Consider the following 17,070-nt stretch of genomic DNA (forward strand, 5'->3'; position numbering starts at 1 on the left):
GTTAGGCACGCCGCCAGCGTTCGTCCTGAGCCAGGATCAAACTCTCCATAATAACTTACAGAAAGCCGATTCGGCTCTTCTTGTTGTTCAGAAATTTTTTGACTTCGTTAGGTCCGTCCCAAAAGGGACTGACCCGCACATTCATTTGGTTTGTTATTCAGTTCTCAAGGTTCCTTGCCGTCTACCGACGACTTGCATAGTTTACTACATCGCAAGGATGTTGTCAACTGTTTTTTCTACGTTCTGTACTTTTCTTCACTCCCGAAGAGCTTCAGAAAAGTACCCCGACGTAGCAGCCATCTTTCGACGACTTGATTATAATAGCACTTCTTTTTACTCTTGTCAACAGTTTTTTGTAAAAAACTTTACATTTTTTTAGAGTAATTAAAAAGAGCCCATAGTAAGGTCTTTTAGTGTGTATTCTATTTTGTTAATTATGGAAAATGTGATATACTACATTGAAAGCAGAAATAAACAAAACACCCTGCTTATATCGTAGAGGAAGGTAATCATCATGAGCAAAATTACACTGGACATTCCCGAGAAGTCCCAAAAAGTTCTCGACGCAATGTACCAGACCATGGAAGGTCGCCTCGAAGCCAGTCCCGGCGGTGTTTGTCCAATTGACATCACCCTCTCCTTTGTGCGCATGTGTCATACCCAGAGTTGTGGCAAATGCGTTCCCTGCCGTATCGGCCTGGGACCCCTGGGAAATTTGCTGGAAAAAATCCTGGATAACGAAGCTTCCCCGGAAGATCTGGAAATATTGCGTAAAACTGCCGAAAGCATTTTCCTTTCCGCAGACTGCGCCATCGGTTATGGCGCTGCCGAAATCGTATTAAACAGCCTGGCTGCTTTTGCTGACGAATATCAGGAACACGTTCAGCATCATGCCTGCCTGATGCATCAGAATCAGCCCGTGCCTTGCCGTGTAGCCTGTCCGGCACATGTTGATATCCCCGGATATCTTTCCTTAATTGCTGACGGGCGCAGCGAAGATGCGATCCGTTTAATCAGAAAAGACAATCCGTTCCCCGCTTCCTGCGGCTTTGTCTGCGAGCATCCCTGTGAAGGAAACTGCCGCCGTAATATGATAGATGAAGCTATCAATATCTGCGGCTTAAAACGCTATGCAGCAGAACATATCGGAGAGGTTCCTGCTCCGAAACGCCTGCCGGATACGGGCAAAAAAGTTGCCATCGTGGGAGGCGGCCCCGGCGGCCTGACTGCAGCTTACTACCTGCAGCTGATGGGACACCAGGTCACCGTTATGGAACGCCTGGATAAACTGGGCGGCATGATCAGGTATGGAATCCCGGCTTACCGTCTGCCGCGTGAATATTTGGATGCGGACATTAACCATATCCTCTCTACTGGCATCAAAACACAATTCGGTATTTCTGTCGGTAAAGATTTTACAGTTGAAGATTTACGAAAAGAATATGATGCTGTATATCTGGCTTTTGGCGCACATAACGCAAAAAAAATGCGTATTTCCGGAGAAGAAAGCGCTGGCGTTATTTCTGCCATTGATATATTACGTGAAGTGGGATACGGCAATCCGCCAGACCTCACCGGCAAGAAAGTAGTCATTGTAGGCGGCGGCAATGTTGCTATGGATGCTGCCCGTACTTCTGTACGACTAGGCGCGGAAAAAGTTTACATCGCGTACCGCCGCAGCCGGGCCGATATGCCTGCTTTAGATGAAGAAATCGACGGCGCCATTGCCGAAGGCTGCGAACTGATGGAATTGTACGCACCGGATCACGTGGTAACAGACGAAAACGGTCACGTAAAAGCGTTGGCCCTTCGTCCTCAAATCCCGGGTCCCATTGAAGGCGGACGTCCCAAACCGTATGACGCACCGGAACCGGTACTGGAACTTGCCTGTGACTTAATAGTTTCCGCTATCGGCCAGGATATTGAATGGCAACGCTTCAACCAGCAGGGTATCCCTGTCAGGAAAGGCGTTATCGATGCCATGGCAGACGGTTCAATTTCAGGCAGCAACGGTGTTTTTGCCGGGGGTGACTGCGTGACCGGTCCCGCAACTCTCATTCGTTCGATTGCTGCAGGTAAAGTTGCGGCAATCAACATTGACGCATATCTCGGCTTCAATCATAAGCTGGACTTTGGCGTTCATTCTGCAGCGCCTCACTTTATTGATCGCAAACCCTGCGGACGCTGCAATATAAAAGAAAGGGAAGCCGGTATCCGTAAAAAGGATTTCGAAACCGTAGGCCGGGGACTTTCAGAAACAGAAGCAAAACAGGAAGCGCTTCGCTGCCTCCGTTGTGATAAATTCGGCCTCGGTGCCTTAAAGCAGGGAGGGAATTTACCATGGTAAATATTATTATAGATGGAAAGAAGCTGCAGGTGCGTGACGATGTTACGATTTTGCAGGCAGCCCGCGAAAATGGTTTTTCTATTCCCACTTTATGCTATCTGGAAGGCCTAAATGAAATCGGCGCCTGCCGTTTATGTCTGGTAGAAGTGAAAGGCCAGCACCGCCTGGTTTCTTCTTGCAACACCAAAGTGCGGGAAGGCATGGAAATCTCTACCCGTTCTGCCAAGGTCCGGATGGCGCGCCGTTTAAACGTCGAACTGATTTTATCCCAGCATAACTGCAATTGCCCCTCCTGCCCCAGAAACGGCAACTGCCAGTTGCAGAAAGTTGCGGCACAGCTGGGCGTAAACGTGGAAACCTATCCCAAAAAATTCCGTCCGGATACCTGGGACAATGCGTTCCCGCTGAACCGCGATGAAACAAAATGCGTAAAATGCATGCGCTGCATCCAGGTTTGCGACCAGGTGCAGAATATGCACGTCTGGGATTTGGTGAATACCGGTAAACGTACCCGCGTCGGCATGGTACAGAACACCTGCACCCTGTGCGGACAGTGCATTACCCATTGCCCGGTAGCCGCATTAAGCGCACGGGACGACACGGAAAAAATCTGGAACGCCATATCGGATCCGGAAAAAATCGTCATCGTACAACCGGCGCCGGCCGTTCGTACAGCCTGGGCTGAAGAAGCCAATGTGTCCAGAGAAATGGCTACTCCGGAAAAACTGGCGGCAGCCCTGCGGCATTTAGGTTTTGATTACGTATTTGACACCAATTTCTCCGCTGACTTAACTATAATGGAAGAAAGTGCGGAATTAATCGAGCATTTGACCCATGCAGGCAAGTACCCTGTTCCTATGTTCACTTCCTGCTGTCCAGGCTGGATCCGGTTCTTAAAGAAAGAATATCCGGAAATGGTTCATTACATGTCCACTTCCAAATCGCCTATGTCCATGTTCAGCGCCATCGTAAAAAGCTATTACGCCAAACTGCTGGATGTTTCACCGGAAAAAATCGTCTGCGTGGCCGTCATGCCCTGCGTAGCCAAGAAATACGAAGCAGACGTGCCGGAAGTCAACAGCGAGCCCGGCATCAAGGATACTGACTATGTTATTACGACCCGGGAACTGGTGCGCATGTTAAAGGCTGCCAATGTTGACGTTGCCAAACTTAAACCCGAGCCTTTCGACAAGCCTCTGGGCGAAGGAACCGGGGGCGCTGTAATCTTCGGCACTACCGGCGGCGTTATGGAAGCAGCCGTCCGCAACGCCTACTACATGCTGACCGGAAAGAATCCGCCCGACCCGGATCATTTCATCCAGTGGAAATGGTTAGACCGTTGGCGTGAAACGGAAATCACCGTTGCCGGCGTTACCGTACGTATTGCCGTTACAAGCGGCTTGGGCTGTGCCCGGGATCTGGTAGAAGCCATTAAGAATGGTTCGGCACACTATGATTTCGTAGAAATCATGGCCTGCCCCGGCGGCTGCAGCGGCGGCGGCGGACAACCAATCCATGAAGGCGAAGAACTGGCCTGGGAACGCGGTAACTACCTGAAAGAGCTGGACAAGCGTTCCAAACTGCGCGTTTCTTACGAAAATCCGTATATCCAGGAACTGTATAAAAACTTCCTGGAAAAGCCGTTATCTGAAAAAGCAGAGCATTATCTGCACACAAATCAGGTAAACTGGACCATCGACTAATACTATAATTCAGGTTAACAAAAAGCCCGGAACGTTTTATTTAACGTTTCCGGGTTTTTGTTATAAAAATAGAACGGCATTGAAAACAATGCCGTTCTATTTTTTATACTCCTTTTCAAACAACAAACGATGGGGTTAATATCTGCGGATATCCCTGTCGCTGACTAGTTCAGCCAGATCAACCTTTAACTCGTCCGCCAACGCAGATAACAACGGAAAGCTGGGACTCTGTTTCCCGCATTCAATCCGGCTCAGGTACTGATAAGATATACCCAGTTTAGTAGCTAATGCAGTTTGGTTCAGACCTGCGATAGTACGGTAATACTTAATTTTAGCGCCTAAACGCCGACATTTTTCCTGAAACGACTTTGCTTCAGACACTGTAGACCCTCCCTTGAATTATTTTAACTGCAAAGTATTATATGGCTGTATATAACCTTATTGATGTATTATAACACAAAACACAATACTTTTCCATTTTTTTTAGAAATATTTTTATCTTTTAAAACAATTCATAAAATACACTTTATTCTATTACAAAAATAACAACCTGTCAAACCTGTGTGCAGTACACTCATTCACATTTCCCGGCTTGCCACAATATCCACACCCAGACCCAAAATATCATGCACAATAATTTCTCCGGCCTTTACAGGCGCTTCCACTGTCACATTCCGGAGATACGCCACACAATCCGCAATCCTTCCCTTTGGCAGTACATCCGCTGAAACAACCGGCAGCAACGGCAACAGTCCGCCTTTTATCCGGATGGTTGTTGTCAGCATGCGCCGGGGATCTATTACTTCCGTTTCCGCATATTTTGCTCCCCGGGGACAACTGTTTCCTGTCACGCTGACAAACTTTCCGTTTTCTAATGTTACAGTCATTTCACAGCCCATGGGGCACATGATACAGTTCATTGTCTTTGTTTCCATTTTGCCCTCCTTACCCCTTTAGCTGCAGACCTACTTCAATTTTGTCGTGCATCAGCTTCGTTTTCTCGGCAGGTATGTCCAGCGTGATCATTTCGCTGGGCTTTACTACCGGCAGCATCTTTTTCATGAGAACTTCGTCGCCGCATTTTACTTCCAGTGTAACCTTGCGGTCAGGGGCCCCCACCCGCATAAACAGCCGCACCGATTCTCCTTCTTCCGGTAAATGCAATACCTGGGGCACACACGTACGGATACCGTTCACTGCAGAGACTTCCACCGTATTCACAGCCGGCGACAGCGTTCCTGCAGCTTCCAGGGCGGCAAACTTTCCCGCAATTTCCGCCTCGTCGGAAACAAAATCAACCAGGTCATGCACATGTACCACATTGCCCGCCGCATAGATACCCGGCAGGTTAGTCTGCCTCCGCTGGTCAACCCGGGGTCCGTTGGTAAAGGGAGCCATTTCCACTCCCGCCGCCATTGACAGCTCATTCTCCGGAATCAGACCCACGGACAGCAGCAGCGTATCACAGGCAATATCAAACTCCGTACCGGGAATGGGGCGCATCTTTTCATCCACTTTGGCAACGGTAACCCCTTCCACCCGGTCTTTGCCTTTAATTTTCAAAATCGTATGAGAGAGATACAGCGGGATATCAAAATCATATAAGCACTGTACCATATTGCGGGTCAGCCCATTGGAATAGGGACAGATTTCGCATACCGCCTGCACCTTACATCCTTCCAGGCTCATGCGGCGGGCCATGATGAGGCCGATGTCACCGCTGCCTAAAATAACTATTTTCTTTCCGGGCAGATAGCCTTCCATGTTCACCATACGTTGGGCTGCGCCTGCCGTAAAAATACCGGCCGGGCGTTCCCCTGCCGTACGGATTGCGCCCCGCGTGCGTTCCCGGCAGCCCATGGTCAGAATCACGGTCTTTCCCTGTACGGTAAATAAACCCTTTTCAGGATTTACCGCAGTCACCTGTTTATCCTTCGTAACCGAAAGTACCATGGTATCTGTCATGGTTTCAATTTCCGGCAGGTCCTTAATCAACGCAATACAACGGCCTGCATAACCGGGGCCTGTCAATTCTTCCTTGAAGTGATGCAGGCCAAAGCCGTTATGGATACACTGCTGCAAAATGCCGCCCATTTCCCGGTCCCGTTCCATGACCAAAATCTGTCTGGCTCCATTCTGATAGGCCGAATACGCAGCCGAAAGTCCGGCAGGACCGCCTCCTACTATTACTACATCATACAGTTTCATTCTATTCCACTCCAACATCAAAACCACTGTCTGCTTTTATCATTCCGCACTGTTCACGGACTATTCTTCAAATTTTTTGAAATAAAGTTCTGACCCCGGACGCTCTTTCAGCACCTTTTCCACCGGGATACCCAGCTCCCGTGCCAGTATCTGTGTCACCCTGGGACCGCAGAAACCTCCCTGGCAACGGCCCATGCCGGCCCGGGTACGGCGCTTCACACCGTCAACCGTACGGGCTCCTACCGGCTGACGGATTGCATCTACGATTTCACCTTCTGTAACCGTTTCACAGCGGCATATCACCCGTCCGTAAAGACTGTTATCCTGAATCGCTTTCTGTTTTTCCGCACCGGTCATGCGATTAAATGCCGTCTTCTTCGGCAATCTTCCGTTCCAATTGTCTTTTTTACGAAGATACATTTCTTTCCCGATTGCTTCCACGACTACCTCGGCAATGGCAGGAGCCGCAGCGATGCCCGGACTCTGGATTCCTGCCGCATTAAAGAAACCCGGTACTTTGGAAACACCCAGAATAAAGTCTCCAGTATCAGAGGCAGCCCGCAGTCCCGCAAATTCCGTTATGCATGCTCCCATAGGCAGATTGGGAACCAGCTTCCGGGCTCCGGCAATAATTTCATCCATGCCGGCAGACGTAACGGAAGTATCTTCTTTACTGAATTGTTCATTGGCGTTGGGACCGATAAATGTATTACCGTGGGTTGTGGTGCACACCAGAATCCCTTTGCTTTTTTCAGTAGGACAGGGGAACACAACCCCATATACCAAAGAAGAAGCAGCCGTCTTGTCAAATAGAATGTATTCGCCTTTACGGGGTGTAATGGTAAACGAATCATCTCCTGCCAGTTTAGCAACCTCTTCCGCATAGATGCCTGCTGCGTTGATTACACATTTTGTCCGAATTGCTCCCTTTGTTGTATTCACTATCGTTACAGCGTTGTTTTCCTTAACAAAACCTGTAACCGCGCAGTCGCAAATCACTTCCGCTCCGTTCTGTACCGCACACTGGGCAAAAGCGACCGCACAGCCAAAAGGCCATACCACACCAGCGGTAGGCGCCCACATTGCAGCAAGTGCCGTCGTCAGGTTCGGTTCCTTTTCCAACACTTCTTCTTTTGTGATAATCTGCAAACCGGGAACACCATTTGCTTTACCCCGTTCCAGCAATACCTGCAGCTGCTGTACTTCCTCCTCGCTGGTTGCCACAACCAGGCTGCCGGTCCATTTGATATCCAGATTCAATTCTTCCTGCAACTGATGATACAGCGCATTGCCCCGCACATTGGTCTTTTGTTTCCAGCTTCCGGTAGGAGCGTCAAAGCCCGCATGGCATACAGCGCTGTTTGCTTTTGTGGTACCTGTGGACACATCCGGTTCTTTTTCTACCAATAAACTGCGTAAACTATATTTGCTCAGTTCACGCAGTATTGCTGTACCCACGATGCCGCCGCCGATAACCACAATGTCTGTTTCTTTAAAAAAGTTCATTATTTCACTTCCCATACCAAAATTGCAATAGTATTTTTGATATCTTTGTCATATGTTTATTTTACCATATTTTACAAAACATGGCGATTCCAGACTTTAAAACGCCGCGGTAAAACTGTGCTTATTTCTATCCAAGGCGTTATAAATTTTAAATGAAACTTTTTATTCTTTTACAATTTCTTCTTCGGATTTTACCGCGGCAATTGACGTAACCGTATCGTCTTCCCGTAAGGTAATCACATTTACACCCTGGGTATTACGGCCCAGTTTACGCAGCTGATCCACATCCATGCGGATCACAATACCCGCTGCGGTAATAATATACAGCTCGTCTTTCGGATTCACAACCGTCATGCCCACAACATCGCCTGTCTTAGAAGTGAGCTTGTAATTGATACGACCCTTACCGCCACGGGTCTGCCTTGTATATTCGGACAGTTTCGTACGTTTTCCCTGGCCCTTTTCTGTGACGGTCAGTACTTCGCTTTCCGGGTCGTACACACAATCCATAGCCACTACCGTATCGTGGCGTGCCAGATTGATACCACGCACACCGTGAGCACTCCGGCCCATGCAGCGTACATCTTCTTCACTGAAATGAATGGCCATGCCATCCCGCGTAGCTATTAAAATCGAAGCATTGCCATCCGTCATCCTGACACTGATCAGTTCCTCATCTTCATTGAGAACAATAGCTTTCAGACCGCTCCGGCGTACAAAGGAAAAGTCTGTCAGCTTGCAGCGTTTTACCGTGCCTCTATCCGTAGCCATGAACAGGTATTTATTTTCCTCAAATTCGGAAACGTTGATTACAGCGGTAATCTTTTCTCCCGGACTCAGCTGCAGCAGGTTGATAATGGCAGTCCCTTTGGCCGTACGGCCGGCTTCCGGAATCTGATAACCCCGCAACGTATAAACCTGTCCTTTATTAGTGAAGAACAGAACATAATTGTGGGTTGTGGCAAGGAACAGATACTGGGTAAAATCGTCTTCCTTCTTGCCGCTGCCACCTTTTTTACCGATACCGCCCCGTTGCTGCTTACGGAAATTATCCGGGGTCTGCCGTTTGATATAGCCCTGGTTGCTCAGGGTAATGACGATTTCTTCGTCTGCAATGAGATCCAGCACATCCATATCCCCGGTATCGTTCACGATTTCCGTCCGGCGGTCATCGCCAAACTTATCCGCTTTTTCCTGCAGATCCTTTTTAATGATATCTAACACTTTCTGCTCATCTGCCAGTACGCTTTCAAGATAATCAATGGTCTGCACTACGTCCACATACTCGTCATCAATCTTTTTGCGTTCCAGGCCGGTCAGCCGCTGTAAGCGCATATCCAGAATCGCCTGGGACTGGCGGTCGGAGAGGCTGAATTTTTCCATTAAGGAAGCCTTTGCGATTTCTGCATTGGCACTGTTGCGGATGGTTTTGATGACTTCATCCAGATGATCCAGCGCAATCTTCAACCCTTCTAAAATATGCGCGCGTTCCTTTGCTTTTGCCAAATCGTAACGGGTCCGGCGGGTTACTACATCCTTCTGATGGGAAACATAACATTCCAGAATCTGTTTCAGATTCAGGATCTTCGGCTTGTTATCCACCAGCGCCAGCATGATGACACCGAAGGAATCCTGCAGCTGCGTATGTTTGTATAATTTGTTAAGGATAACATCCGGAACTACGTCAGACCTCAGTTCTATTACGACTCGCATACCGCGGCGGTCTGATTCGTCCCGCAGATCCGTAATACCTTCAATGACACCGTCTTTGACCAAAGTCGCAATATTTTCCAGCAGGCGTGCTTTATTTACCTGATACGGAATCTCCGTCACCACGATGCGGTTTTTATTTTTCGCCATAGGCTCAATTTCTGCCTTAGCCCTCACTTTGATAATGCCCCTGCCGGTTGCGTAAGCCTGACGGATGCCTTCCCTTCCCAGAATAGTAGCGCCGGTGGGAAAATCCGGACCTTTGACAGCCGTCATCAGCTCGTCTACCGAAACATCCGGGTTATCGATCAGCATATCAATGCCTTTGACAACTTCCCGCAGGTTATGAGGCGGGATGTTGGTAGCCATACCGACGGCAATACCGGCAGAACCGTTCACCAGCAGGGCCGGTATCTTGGCCGGAAGTACGGTAGGTTCTTTTAAAGATTCATCATAGTTAGGACCGAACTCAACCGTATCTTTTTCTATATCTTCCAACATGGCTTCCGCCACTTTTGTCATACGGACTTCCGTATAACGCATGGCTGCCGGGCTGTCGCCGTCCACGCTGCCAAAGTTGCCGTGGCCGTCTACCAGCAGATAACGGGTATTAAAATCCTGAGCCAGCCGCACGGTTGCATCGTAAACGGAAGAATCTCCGTGAGGATGGTATTTACCTAATACTTCACCGACGATACGCGCCGATTTTTTATAAGGACGGTTGGAAGTCATTCCCGCTTCCTGCATGGCATACAGGATTCTCCGGTGTACCGGTTTCAGACCGTCCCTTACATCCGGCAGCGCGCGCTGTACAATTACGCTCATGGCGTAGTTGATATAAGAATCTTTCATTTTATTGGTCAGATCAACTTCCTCAATCTTTCCGCCGGAAGCAATATAACCATCATCATTCATCACAACATTTTCCTGTTCATTTATTGTTTCCTGTTCAGGGGTTTTTGTCGTATCGTCCACTTTATCACCTCATATATCAATCTTTATAAATAAATTATAAAATTTTACTATTTTTTTAACCCGCAATATAAAATACCGTCATGCCCGTATGGCAGGTGAAAGACACATGTGGCAATTCCCTTATTATTTCTGTTTCACTCATTTCATTGCTGATAGCAAAGGGGTTATTGCGGCTCAGTTCAGTTTCTTCCAATTGCCATTTTGTACCTGTTATGGAAACTTTGCTTTTTTCCGTAAAGGAAAGCAGGGAAACGGCTACCGGTGTTTCTTCGGCAGGGGGATAAAATTTTATTTTTACTCCCGCCGGAACAAAAACCGTAATTTCCCTTTCATCTGCCAGCACAATGGTACGGTTCTTCTGCAGTGCTGCAGTACCTAATGTTTCAAAGGCGCTCAGCAGATGGTCCAGCCTGCCCCCGTAGACACCGGAAAGAATCCATAGTTTTTCAGGTGGCAGGATTTCCAGCAACAGCTGTAAATCTGTTTCATTCTTGTCCACCGGAAACACTTCCGCTTTCCCCTGTTCTACCGCCTGCTGCCAGAGAACCGGGTCGGCACTGTCACCGTCTCCAATGACCTTATCGGGATAAAACCGGGCAGCATGATAATAATTTAACCCTCTGTCCGCAGCAAAGAATTCAGGGGTTCCCGGCAGTTTTTCCGCTGTCATTTGCAACCAGCCTGCTGCCGGTTTCCGACCGCCGCATATGGAAAAGGCGATTTCCCGAACAGGCTGATTATCGTCAATGTGCAATGTTCCCTGGGGAAAGAACAGTTTATTCATGACCGTACCTTCTTTTTGGCAGGAGCCGGCTTAATGATAATGCTGGTCCCTTCCCTTATAACTTTCCAGTCTACGTCCCCGCCTTTATCTTTCAGCCATTCCATACTGACTTCCAAGATACAACGGTTCAGTTTCTCTATTGCTTCCGGGGGAAGCATCATAGCCTCCGCTTCTTTTTTGATTGCGGAAGAATTTTTACGCAGTTTTATACGGCGGCTATCATCGCTTAACAACGCTGTTTCAAAGCTTTCTTCTTCTTCCACGCCGCGAAACATATCCGCGTCGGAGAGATTCTTTCTTATTTTCACGATTAATCTCCATCATAGCAATTAATAAAACAGGATAATAAAATGACTGTGTTTATTCCCTTAAAGGAAACTCCCACACTGCTTACAGGTCAAGCACCGCTTTGGTAGCATTCTCTTCAATAAACTGACGGCGGGGTTCAACTTTGTCTCCCATCAGGATCGAGAAGATGGCGTCTGCTTCCGCCGCGTCGCTCAGAGTTACCTGCAACAGGGTACGATATTGGGGATCCATGGTCGTTTCCCACAACTGTTCCGGATTCATTTCGCCCAGACCTTTGTAACGCTGTACTGTCACATTTTTCTTATCGCTGCCGATTTCATCCATGCAAACCCGCAGTTCCTCATCGGTATAAGCATAACGGTGAGCTTTTTGTCCCTTTTTCACTAAATACAGGGGCGGTTTGGCAATATATACATGACCCTCCGTGATGAGAGGTTTCATATAGCGGTAGAAGAAAGTCAGAAGCAGCGTCGCAATATGGGCTCCGTCCACGTCCGCATCGGTCATGATGATGATTTTTCCGTACCGGGCTTTGGTAATGTCAAAATCTTCACCAATGCCGCAGCCAAAGGCGGTAATCATATTTTTAATCTCATCACTGGACAGCATACGGTCCAGACGGGCTTTTTCCACATTTAAAATTTTACCGCGCAACGGCAGGATCGCCTGGAACTTGCGGTCACGTCCCTGCTTGGCGCTGCCGCCTGCGGAATCACCTTCCACCAGATAAATTTCTGTCATGGTGTTATCTTTACTCTGGCAGTCGGCCAGCTTGCCGGGAAGACTGCTGCTTTCCAGAATACTCTTTCTCCGGGTCAGGTCCCTGGCCTTACGGGCTGCCGCCCGGGCGCGGGAAGCCATAACCGCTTTTTCAATAATCTTTTTTGCTTCACCGGGATGTTCTTCAAAGAACTCTTCCAGCTGTTCCGTTACCAGATTATCAACGATACCGCGGATTTCACTGTTTCCCAGTTTTGTCTTTGTCTGCCCTTCAAACTGGGGTTCCTGCACTTTAATACTGATGACCGCGGTAATACCTTCCCTGCAGTCATCGCCGCTCAGGTTTTCGTCATTGTCTTTCAGTAAATTATTTTTACGTGCATAATCATTGACGGAACGGGTAAGGGCCTGTTTAAAACCGCTTAAATGGGTACCGCCCTCTTCCGTATTGATATTGTTTACGTAGCTGAATATATTTTCCGTATAACTGTCGGTATATTCCATGGCTACTTCCACAATATTTGTATCTTTGACGCCTTCTACATAAATCGGTTCTGCATTAATTTTATCCTTATTGGCGTCTACATACTTAACAAATTCAATGATACCTCCCTTGAAATGGAAGGTTTCGCTCCGTCCGTCCCGTTCGTCCTGCAGCGAAATGGTCACACCCTTGTTTAAAAAAGCCAGTTCCCGGAGACGAAGCCGTAAAATATCATAATCGTATACCGTTTCGGTAAAAATTGTTTTATCCGGAATAAAATGTACCGTGGTCCCAGTGGAATCCGCTTCGCCAATTTCATATAAAGGCTTACTTGTATTGCCCCGCATAAATTCAATACCGTACCGTTTTCCGTTACGGCGTACCTCTACTTCCATCTTTTCCGACAAAGCATTTACACAGGATACGCCTACACCGTGCAGACCGCCGGAAACCTTATACCCTCCGTCACCGAATTTGCCGCCGGCATGTAATACAGTCATAACGACTTCTACTGCCGGTTTGCCTGTCTTATGCATATCAACAGGAATACCGCGGCCATTATCCACCACGGTGATACTGTTATCCGAATTAATGGTAACCTTTATGGTATCGCAAAAACCCGCCAGCGCTTCATCAATACTGTTATCGACAACTTCCGATACCAGATGATGCAGACCGCGGCTGGAAATACTGCCAATATACATACTGGGGCGTTTCCGTACCGCTTCCAGTCCTTCTAAAACCTGGATCTGACTGGCGCCGTACTGTCCTTCCACACCAGTAGCTTCCTTGATTTCCTTTTCAATTTCTACCTGTCTGGCTTCTTCTGCAGCGCGGATTTTCTCCGCATCATCACTTGTCTGCAACACTGTTTCATTATTTTCAGCCATTGTTTCCTCCGTTATTATAAATTAAGTTTTGATTTACCCGTTTTTGTAAAGTAGATGATGAAATCGCTGATAAATACATTTTATTGTCTGTCAGCACGATACTGTCAATGATACCGTTCTCCGACAAATCTTCCGTTTCATAACATCCGCCTTTTTTATTTTTTAAACCTTTATATACTTCCGTATTATTCTTTACCGGAAAAATTCCTATAATTTCTGTTGCTCTGATGAGACAACCTCCTCCTAAATGAACGTACATTTTATTTTCCTTTTTGCAAAAACTTTAAAATATTTTCATATTCTTTTTCTGAAATAAGAGCCAGCGGCTTTTCAGCTTTCAGCTGTATTCCCAATTTTATTTCCTGACTGTCGGCTGTTTTCGTGCGTATTTTTTCAAAATAATAATTTTTAATATCGTTTTTAATCATAGTAAAATCTGTTTCACTGCATTTTACCGCTTTTTGCAGGTCATACCACTTAATCCACGGTTCTTTAAGGATATGGCTCCACAACTTGTATTCCAGCTCCTGCTTCATTTTTATTTCACAGGCATAACAGATTGTTTCATTATTTTTTAAAAAACTGCCGCACACAGGGCATTTTTTAATAACTCCTTCCCTGTACAGTTTTTCCAGTCCCAGTTTTGTTTCTTCTACGCCAATGATAGCGTTTCTGATTTTATCATCCGCAATATGGGAAAATTTTAACTGTAACCCTTTCTTTTCTTCTTCTGTTGCGGGAGGGATAGGAAGTTTAGTATCCCTTATATCAGTTGTTTCCTCTTTATTTTTAAAACCTTTTTTAAAATTTTTACCCTGGGTAAACTTGATATCCTTTACATAATCGGTTCCGATAAATGTATTGATTTGCTGAATAAACTGATTCTTATAATATAAAAACTGGTTAGCCCAGACAGAAGAATCTACCTGCAATGTTAAAATCCTGCGTTCCAGTTTTACGGGTCCGCAATGCTTTGCATTATTATTCCCTATTATTTCTTTCCAACAGGCTTTCATTTTAAACAGACTGTACTGATTTTGATTCGCCTGGGAACCAATCATCTTCAATACTGTTTTTTCTACATCTTCCATCTTAATTTAGTGTTATATTTCCTTTTTCCACATTAAAATACTGATTAGACCCAAAATCAGGAATCAGGGTTTTATCATTTACCGTAATGATTGTCTGTACTTTATCGTTGATAAAACCAATCAGCTGATTTCTTCTGTACTGATCCAGTTCGCTCATCACATCGTCCAGCAACAGGACAGGATATTCTCCCGAAACTTTTTTTACATATTCAATTTGAGAAAGCTTTAAAGCAAGGGCGCAGCAGCGCTGTTGGCCCTGGGAAGCAAAAGACCTGCTGTCCGCTTCGTTGATATACGTTTTTAAATCATCTCTGTGGATGCCGATTCCCGTACTTCCCTGCATAATATCTTTGAACCTGCGTTCTTTAAGACTTTCAATATAAAAGTCTTTCATATTATCTATTTTTTCTTCTTCCGGATAAAATAACTCTCCGTCATTCCCTTTCATTTCATACTTTATTTCCAGAGAATCAATTTTATCGGACAAAATATGAAATACAGGAATTGCGATTTCTTTCAGTTTTCTGAGATTATCCAGCCTTTTGATCAAAATCTGCGCTGCTGTATCGGCAAGTTCATCATCCCACGCAGTAAGCGGTTCCTGCGGCTGATTATGATCCCGAATCCCTTTTAACAGGCTGTTTCGTTGCTTGATCAGTCTGCGGTAGCGGACAAGAAGCGCATAATAAACAGGGTCAGTCTGGGAAATTTCCATATCCATAAAACGCCGGCGTAACGAAGGGTCTCCTTTGATAATCTGCAAATCTTCTGGAGAAAACATTACCGTATTTAAAAAACTGTAATGGTCCTTTGCCGTAGTCTTTTTTCCATCAATTTTTATTTCTTTGTGATATTTCCCGTTCTCTGTAAAACGTTTCATATGGATGGAATGGCTTCCGTCTTCTTTTGTAAAATCCAAAAGCACTGCCATTCCTTCCGATGAAAATTTTACCATTTCATCTTCTTTGTTAGTACGGTGGCTTAGACCAAAAGCAGAATAAAAAATACTTTCAAGAATATTTGTTTTTCCCTGGCCGTTTTTACCGTAAAACACAGTTACCATTTTATCAAAAGCAACGGAACAATGATCATAATTACGGAAATTGACCAGTTGAAGCTTATTTATTTTCATATTTTAGAAAATTACCCTTACCGGCGTTACAATATAAATATATTCTTCTTCACTGATAGGTTTGATGCATACCGGGCTCAACGAATTGTTCAGATTAATTTCTGCTTCTTCCGTTTCAATATTTTTCATGATATCCATGATGTACGCGGCATTAAACGCTACATTTATGGGATTTCCTTCTGTATTGCAGGAAATAATTTCTTCGCCGGTACCTACATCCGGACTGCTGGACATAACTTTGATTTCATTGCTGCCTATACTGATTTTTACAATACTGTAATCATTTTCACTGCCGCTGCACAGGCTCATGCGGCTGACAGCGCCAGCCAGATCTTTTACATTTACTTTTGTTTTTACCGAAAACTGCGGCGGAATGACCCTCTTATAATCAGGGAATTTTCCTTCAATGAGGCGGGATACAACTGACCAGTTTCCGATTTTGACCATCAACTGGTTATTAACAATGGAAAAGATGACATCCTGAGGAAGCTTTCCATTCAGGTTTTTATTGATTTCCTTTAATACCAGGGAAGGAATGATAACGCTCATGTCCGGTGCATTTTCCACATCTAACGTACGGATGGCCAGACGGTGCGTATTGGTTCCGACGAAGGTAATCTTATTATCCTTGATATCGCAGAGTACGCCGGTAAATAAAGGCCTGGCTGAATCACTGGAGCAGGCAAATGCCGTCTTTTTAATCAGTTCTTTAATTTTTTCTTCTTCCAAAACAAAGGACTGGGTAGCTTCAATGGAAGGATACTTGGGATATTCATTTACATTCATCAGCAAAATCTTATAATCCGCCTTTCCGGATTGCAGGCGTACGTTATTGTCATTTTCCGATTTCGTAACTTTTACGGTTTCCCCGTTAAAATTACGGACTAAATCATTGAAACGGGAAGCCGCGATTACAATTTCACCGGATTCTTCCACTTCCGCTTTGATTTCATTGCTCATGGACAGGTTGATATCCATTCCTTCCAGCCGCAAGGTATTATTGGCTGCAATGATATGCATGCCTCCGAAGATAGGTGTACTGGGTTTGGCTGCAATGGCTGGCATTACAGACTGTACCGCTTTATTCAAATCTGTGGTTGTGCAAGTAAATTTCATTTGTTCACATTCCTTTCTTTTTTCATTTTATTTATTTTATATATTTATTTTTTTAATCGTAATCGTAAATGCTGTGTATTTTGTGGAAAACCGGT

14 protein-coding genes are annotated in these 17,070 nt (G+C 45.8%); 2 read left to right on the plus strand and 12 right to left on the minus strand.

Features of this window, described 5'->3' with window-relative positions:
• Window positions 1-514 precede the first annotated feature (514 nt).
• Both QZV31_RS06745 and QZV31_RS06750 read left to right on the plus strand, forming a co-directional pair.
• Complete coding sequence (locus QZV31_RS06745) at window positions 515-2,347, plus strand: NAD(P)-binding protein (RefSeq protein ID WP_295359299.1); 1,833 nt, start codon at window positions 515-517, stop codon at window positions 2,345-2,347.
• Complete coding sequence (locus tag QZV31_RS06750; protein WP_295359301.1) at window positions 2,341-4,050, plus strand: [FeFe] hydrogenase, group A; 1,710 nt, start codon at window positions 2,341-2,343, stop codon at window positions 4,048-4,050. The genes QZV31_RS06745 and QZV31_RS06750 overlap by 7 nt, the downstream gene beginning before the upstream one ends.
• 135 nt (window positions 4,051-4,185) lie before the next feature.
• Here the strand turns inward: QZV31_RS06750 and QZV31_RS06755 are convergent, their stop codons facing one another.
• The 12 genes from QZV31_RS06755 to dnaN form a co-directional block, all read right to left on the minus strand.
• Complete coding sequence (locus QZV31_RS06755; protein WP_093729710.1) at window positions 4,186-4,431, minus strand: helix-turn-helix transcriptional regulator; 246 nt, start codon at window positions 4,429-4,431, stop codon at window positions 4,186-4,188.
• Between the two features lie 197 nt (window positions 4,432-4,628).
• Complete coding sequence (locus tag QZV31_RS06760) at window positions 4,629-4,985, minus strand: DUF1667 domain-containing protein (protein WP_295359304.1); 357 nt, start codon at window positions 4,983-4,985, stop codon at window positions 4,629-4,631.
• A 10-nt stretch (window positions 4,986-4,995) separates the two neighbouring features.
• Window positions 4,996-6,276 (minus strand): FAD-dependent oxidoreductase, encoded by a 1,281-nt coding sequence (locus tag QZV31_RS06765; RefSeq protein ID WP_295359305.1) that lies wholly within the window; start codon window positions 6,274-6,276, stop codon window positions 4,996-4,998.
• Between the two features lie 42 nt (window positions 6,277-6,318).
• Complete coding sequence (locus QZV31_RS06770; RefSeq protein WP_295359307.1) at window positions 6,319-7,764, minus strand: NAD(P)/FAD-dependent oxidoreductase; 1,446 nt, start codon at window positions 7,762-7,764, stop codon at window positions 6,319-6,321.
• Window positions 7,765-7,926: 162 nt separating this feature from the next.
• On the minus strand, window positions 7,927-10,389 hold the full coding sequence (gene gyrA / locus QZV31_RS06775) for a DNA gyrase subunit A (protein WP_366508698.1): 2,463 nt from the start codon (window positions 10,387-10,389) through the stop codon (window positions 7,927-7,929).
• Window positions 10,390-10,504: 115 nt separating this feature from the next.
• Window positions 10,505-11,233, minus strand: a complete 729-nt coding sequence (locus QZV31_RS06780; protein WP_295359311.1) for a thiamine diphosphokinase — start codon at window positions 11,231-11,233, stop codon at window positions 10,505-10,507.
• Complete coding sequence (locus tag QZV31_RS06785) at window positions 11,230-11,541, minus strand: hypothetical protein (RefSeq protein WP_295359312.1); 312 nt, start codon at window positions 11,539-11,541, stop codon at window positions 11,230-11,232. The genes QZV31_RS06780 and QZV31_RS06785 overlap by 4 nt, the downstream gene beginning before the upstream one ends.
• An 82-nt stretch (window positions 11,542-11,623) precedes the next feature.
• A complete protein-coding gene (gene gyrB, locus QZV31_RS06790) occupies window positions 11,624-13,636 on the minus strand; it encodes a DNA topoisomerase (ATP-hydrolyzing) subunit B (RefSeq protein ID WP_295359313.1) in 2,013 nt (670 codons plus the stop codon).
• On the minus strand, window positions 13,629-13,895 hold the full coding sequence (gene remB, locus QZV31_RS06795) for an extracellular matrix regulator RemB (RefSeq protein WP_295359314.1): 267 nt from the start codon (window positions 13,893-13,895) through the stop codon (window positions 13,629-13,631). The genes gyrB and remB overlap by 8 nt, the downstream gene beginning before the upstream one ends.
• Before the next feature lies 1 nt (window position 13,896).
• Entirely contained in the window at window positions 13,897-14,727 is an 831-nt protein-coding gene (locus tag QZV31_RS06800) for a DUF721 domain-containing protein (RefSeq protein WP_295359315.1), read from the minus strand.
• Window position 14,728: 1 nt separating this feature from the next.
• Window positions 14,729-15,859, minus strand: coding sequence for a DNA replication/repair protein RecF (recF, locus tag QZV31_RS06805; RefSeq protein WP_295359317.1), 1,131 nt, complete (start codon window positions 15,857-15,859; stop codon window positions 14,729-14,731).
• Between the two features lie 3 nt (window positions 15,860-15,862).
• Window positions 15,863-16,975, minus strand: a complete 1,113-nt coding sequence (dnaN, locus tag QZV31_RS06810; RefSeq protein WP_093729720.1) for a DNA polymerase III subunit beta — start codon at window positions 16,973-16,975, stop codon at window positions 15,863-15,865.
• Between the last annotated feature and the right edge of the window lie 95 nt (window positions 16,976-17,070).

Origin of the sequence: uncultured Succiniclasticum sp., assembly GCF_902793885.1 — a bacterium.
Taxonomy (GTDB): domain Bacteria; phylum Bacillota; class Negativicutes; order Acidaminococcales; family Acidaminococcaceae; genus Succiniclasticum.